The 5,460-nt window shown below is 36.9% G+C and carries 3 protein-coding genes and 1 pseudogene; 1 reads left to right on the top strand and 3 read right to left on the bottom strand.

The genetic code is table 11. The annotated features are described in order from the left end of the window. Positions 1 to 318, top strand: a pseudogene (locus ACIQ32_RS11130) (hypothetical protein); the annotation flags it as partial. A 94-nt stretch (positions 319 to 412) separates the two neighbouring features. On the opposite strand, the gene ACIQ32_RS11125 reads toward ACIQ32_RS11130, so the two are convergent. The 3 genes from ACIQ32_RS11125 to ACIQ32_RS11115 form a co-directional block, all read right to left on the bottom strand. Beyond that, positions 413 to 2,176 carry an MFS transporter gene (locus tag ACIQ32_RS11125; RefSeq protein ID WP_396195761.1) on the bottom strand — a complete coding sequence of 588 codons (1,764 nt, stop codon included), beginning with the start codon at positions 2,174 to 2,176 and terminating at the stop codon, positions 413 to 415. A 23-nt stretch (positions 2,177 to 2,199) separates the two neighbouring features. After that, complete coding sequence (locus tag ACIQ32_RS11120; protein WP_396195760.1) at positions 2,200 to 4,299, bottom strand: glycoside hydrolase family 97 protein; 2,100 nt, start codon at positions 4,297 to 4,299, stop codon at positions 2,200 to 2,202. Positions 4,300 to 4,399: 100 nt separating this feature from the next. Continuing rightward, positions 4,400 to 5,460: NAD(P)-dependent oxidoreductase (locus ACIQ32_RS11115; RefSeq protein ID WP_396195759.1), on the bottom strand; the 1,061-nt coding region annotated here is incomplete at its 5' end.

The following is a 5,460-nucleotide window of genomic DNA, read 5'->3' as shown; positions in this document are numbered from 1 at the left end:
GAGCACGACAGTTTTGGTAGAGTTCGAAGAGTTGGTAACACTTTTATCAACTACGACAGCAGAGACAGAGTAAGCCGAATTGGAACTGTTTACATGAGATACAACAGATTTGCCTTAACGCAAATTGGTGGTTTGCAAATAGTATATAACCGTAGAGGTGATATTGTAGAGATGATTGGAAGTGTTAAAGGTTACAGAAACCAAGGTTATGTATACTACAACAACCACAATGTTTACAGTTACCAAGCCAACAATGATGATGATTATTACTATTACAAAGCAGATGGTACTAAAGCAGTAATTGAAGAAAAAAAATAAATTGGGTTAGTTGATTTTTTGGTTAGGTTTTGATGAAAAAAATCCCGCAAAGTTTACACGATGCGGGATTTTTGATTTAATTCATTTTATATTCTTAATGACTGCCTTCGGCTTGAATATCATCAACATCAATATTTTGTTTTTTCAAGATACCTTTCACTAAGATGGCAAATAACGTCAAATAGGCAAAACAAACTACTGCAATAATATAAGATTCATGAATTCCAATAATGTCAGACAATTTACCTTGAATTGGTGGAATAATACCTCCACCTAAAATCATCATAATTAAAAAAGCTGAACCTTGTGAAGTATATTTGCCTAATCCTATAATAGACAAACTAAAAATTGATGGCCACATAATACTGCAAGCTAATCCTCCTGCTAAGAAAGCATAAATAGCAACTGTTCCGTTGGTAAATAAACCAATCAACATCGCTATAACTCCGAAACTTCCAAAAATCATCAAGGTTCTTGCCGGTTTATCTTTACTCAAAAAGAAAGCTCCTATTTGAATTAATACACAAATAACATAATAATAAAGTGGTTTCATATCTTTTCCGGAAAGTATGTTAACCCCTAAAATGACCCCGAAAGCGATCAAAGGTACAACGATTAAAGCCATTGTTTTTTTATTCCCATGAAGATTAAATACACTGATGGCACCTGCCCAACGTCCAATCATCAAGCTTCCCCAATACATTGAAATGTAAGGAGCAATATCAGACGATTGCAGACTTCCGAACTCCTTTAACTTTAAAAGTTCTCCCAAATTACTTCCAATGGCGACTTCAACTCCAACATAAGTAAAAATAGCCAACATCCCTAAAACCAATTGCGGGTATTGCATCGCACCCCAACCTTCAGAATTCTTTTTGGCGGCTGTATAAGAAAACAAAATACCGCCAAGAACAACTAACAAAGCTCCGGAAAGCCAAAGCATTCGTTCTTTTTCAAGCGGTTCTTTCAGTAATTGAACTTCATCTTGAAGTTGTTTAACAGCATTTTCAAAATTAATAACTGGATCTACAACAGCATCATCTGCCTTTTTTAAATCTTGTATCTTAGCTTCTAATTTTTCTATACTCAAGGCCGCATCACTTTTATAACTTTGGAAAATTGGCGTAAACATTACTGCAAGCAAAACAGTCATTACAACTAAAGTGCGTAACGCTTTATTGGCTTTTTCCATCGGCTCATTAGCGATACCACTCGGTACTTTTTTAGAAAAATAAAATAATGCCGCTGCGGCTATGAACAATAATCCAACGCCAATATATAAAAGCACAACTTTACTTAATTCTAAAGCTTTTATTTGCTCATCTGATATGGATTCTGCTGTTCCGAATAAAGCTAAAGCCACGACTATCGGACCGATAGTAGTTCCAAAAGAATTAATGCCACCGCCAAGATTTACCCTACTGGCACCGGTTTTTGGATCACCTAATAAAATAGCAAATGGATTAGCTGCTGTTTGTTGCAATGAAAAACCTAATGCAACTATAAATAATCCTACTAACATGCCTACGTACAGACCCGCTTCGACAGCAACAATCATAGCTCCGGCACCAAGTGCAGAAAATAATAATCCGTAAACAATACTTTTCTTATAACCCCATTTCCCAACAATATCTTTACCGGAAATATCTCCTAAAGCAAAGAGCAATAATGCCCCAACATAATAAGCAGTATAAAAAGCAAAATCTACTAACTGCGATTGAAATTGGTCTAATGAAAAGTAGCTCTTACAAAACGGGATAAAAATACTGTTACCGGCCGCAATAAATCCCCAAAAGAAAAAAACGGTTATGAGGGTATATAATGCCGGATAATTGGTTTTAACTGTAACTGAATTCATAATTTTAGTCTTTTGGTTTGGTTTTAGTTGATTGGTTTAAAAGAAATAGCAGTTCCACCGCCTTTAGCCAAATTTAATTTAATTTTTGACTTAGAATTTACTTGTATAGTTTTTATAATATAAGATTTCGGATTTTTTTCCCAATCGGCATCGATTCCATCCTGATAGACAATTGCTTGGTATTGCTTACCCGGTGTTAGAAAATCCAGTTTGATTTCAGTAGTTCTGGCATTCTCATCAGTTATAGCGCCTAAAAACCAGTTCTCGCTGCCCTTTGCTTTTCTGGCTACCGTGAGATAATCTCCCGGTTCGGCTTCTAAATAGATACTTTCTTCCCAATCGGCAGCTACGTCTTTTATAAATTGAAAAGCATCCGGATATCGCTCATAATTTTCCGGTAAATCAGCAGCCATTTGCAATGGCGAATACATCGTTACATACAAAGCCAATTGTTTGGCTAAAGTAGTATGCACTTGCTCTTTTTTATTTTTATCGTACACGCTCATTTTGATTTCAAAAATACCCGGTGTGTAATCCATAGGGCCGCCTAATAATCTGGTGAATGGTAAAATGGTTTCATGCATAGGCGGATTGCCCACACTCCAAGCATTGAACTCATTACCGCGCGCCGCTTCGGCAGCAATGTAATTCGGAAAGGTTCTGTGGTAACCGGTTGGACGAGAACTCTCGTGTGAATTGACCATCATTTTATAATCGGCAAATCTTCGGGCTACAAAATTGTAATGATTTACCATCGTTTGGCCATCATGAAATTCCCCTCGCGGAATGATTCGCCCAACGTACCCCGACTTAGCCGCAGGATAGCCATACTTTTTCATCAATTCTAAAGCGCGATCTAAATGTCTTTCGTAGTTGGCTACTGAACCTGAAGTTTCATGATGCATGATCATTTTTACACCTTTGGCCTTAGCATAAGCATTAATTTCGGCCAAATTAAAATCCGGATAAGGTGTAGTAAAATCGAAAACGTCTTCTTTCCAATTGCCAAACCAATCTTCCCAACCCACATTCCAACCTTCTACTAAAACGCCATCAAAACCATGCTTGGCTGCAAAATCAATATACTTTTTGGTGTTTGCTGTTGTGGCACCGTGTTTTCCACTGGCAATTAATTCTCTAGATTCGGTATTTTGGGCATTCTGACTTCCCGCATAATCCCAAGTCGATTTTCCTACGTGCATTTCCCACCAAATACCAACATATTTCATAGGTTTAATCCAAGAAGTGTCTTCAATTTTGGAAGGCTCATTCAAGTTCAAAATCATTTTAGAGCTCACAATTTCTCTGGCATCATCACTAACCATAATGGTTCTCCAAGGCGAAACACAAGGTGTTTGCAAATAGGCTTTATCACCAATGGCATTCGGCACCAAATGCGAGGTTAACCCAAAAGTTGTAGGATTCAAATCTAAATGCATCACCGGGTAATTCACTACTGCAGCTTCGAAAACATTGAGGTATAACTTGTCGCTTGTTTTCATCATTAATGGCGATTGCACCATAAAATTACCGGCTATCGATTTCAAACCGATACCATTATTCAAATCGATTTTATCGGTATTGACCTCTGACAGCAAGGTTTCGTTATACGCGTATTCCTGACTGTCAAAATCGCCCGGAATCCAAAAAGTCTTATGATTGCTAGTTAGGTTAAATTCTGTTTTTTCATCAGAAATGATAAAATAATTGAGTTGCGGTTGTTTTGGGAATTCATAGCGGAAAGCTAAGCCATCATTATAAAGTTTGAAGATGATGTTGATTCTTCTTTTGGTTGTTGTTTGTGATAACGCAGCCGTCAATTCGTTGTAATGATTTACAATTTTGGATTGCTCACCCAAAACCGGTTTCCAGGATTCATTGACAGTAGCCATTCCAATACTATCTATTTTAAAATTAGAGGCCAAATCGGTATCGCCTTTAAGATAAATGCCTAACAAACTATTCAAAACTACCGGTTTATTTTTGTAAGTTAAGGAATAAGAAGGTTTACCGTTTTGAGTCAGTTGAAAATTCATCTTCAGCGCTTTAGAAGGTGATTCCAGCACTTGAGCATTCAGGCTGTTGAGCAATAATAATAAGGAAAGCGATAGTATTTTTTTCATAAAGAATATTTTTGCTAAAGATAAAAATATCTTGGTATTATTAAAAAAACCCTCCGGCATAAATCCGGAAGGTTTTTTAAGTTTGGTTAGCTTTCAAATGTTACAGCCCGTTAACGTAATCCTGCAAATAACTAAAACGAGGTGTTAACTTGCCGTTTTCAGTGATTTTGGCCCGTTGCAAAATGCCGTCTTTATCCCCGTTGAAAAACGCAGGAATGACATGTGTCATAAACATTTCACCAAAACCTTCACTGGCATCCTTAGGCAATTCGCAAGGCAAATTATCAACCGACATCACCATGATAGAACCCGGATGTGTATAAGGTACTTCTTTGTGTTCACCAGGTAAATAACCAAAAAAGGGTTCTGCAATAGTCGACGCCTTAATAGTACAGGCAATCGGACCATCGACATCACAGGATATATCGGCTACCACTTTTATTTTACAATCAGTGGCTTTCAACATCTCTTGGGTTAAAATATCTGGTGCATTATTGCCGTGAAAATGTCCGGCCATAAAAATATCGGCTACTTTGGTAAATCGCTCAAAATCGGAGGTATATTCTTTGGGATTTTGATAGAAGTCTTTGTTGTCCAATTTCTTTCCGTCTATACGCTTGTTGTAATCTAAAACATCAATCTGAGTGTACACGGGTTGAGAGTAAACTTTATTTAAAAAGTCATCCACCGTAACTTGCTTAATTTTCATGCCGTCCAAAATTTCCTTAGCACCCATACCTACTTTACCGCGACCGGTCAAAACAATTTTAAGGTTAGGCAAAATTTGTCTTCTTAAGCGAACAATCAAATCTTCTTTACTGCTTAAAGTTTCAGCCTTGGGTAAAGTAAATAATTCGTATTTGATACCGAAAGCTCTAAAACCATTATAGGCTCCGACAATTCCGGCGTATCTTCCAAAACCAATCAATCGTTTGTTATCTGAATCAACAATGGTTTCGTGATCATACAACTCAATATTCTTTTCCAAAATGGCTTGCAACAATTTTCGGTTATGAGTTTGCTTTTTAATAGTGTGTGAAAAAAAGAAATATTTCTTATTGGGAATCAAATAGTCTACCGGAATTTCTTTAACCCCAAAAAACACTTCACAATCCGAAATATCTTCGCTTACCTCTATCCCAAGCTTTTGATAATCTTCAT

Origin of the sequence: Flavobacterium sp. (assembly GCF_044373165.1) — a bacterium.
GTDB lineage: Bacteria > Bacteroidota > Bacteroidia > Flavobacteriales > Flavobacteriaceae > Flavobacterium.
The sequence above is the reverse complement of the archived record's forward strand: the minus strand, read 5'-3'. Positions and strand labels throughout refer to the sequence as shown.

What these genes read in the sequence shown, in the direction of transcription:
- ACIQ32_RS11125 (WP_396195761.1), bottom strand. Translation starts at nt 2,176, where the DNA reads ATGAATTCAGTTACAGTTAAAACCAATTATCCGGCATTATATACCCTC.
- ACIQ32_RS11120 (WP_396195760.1), bottom strand. Translation starts at nt 4,299, where the DNA reads ATGAAAAAAATACTATCGCTTTCCTTATTATTATTGCTCAACAGCCTG.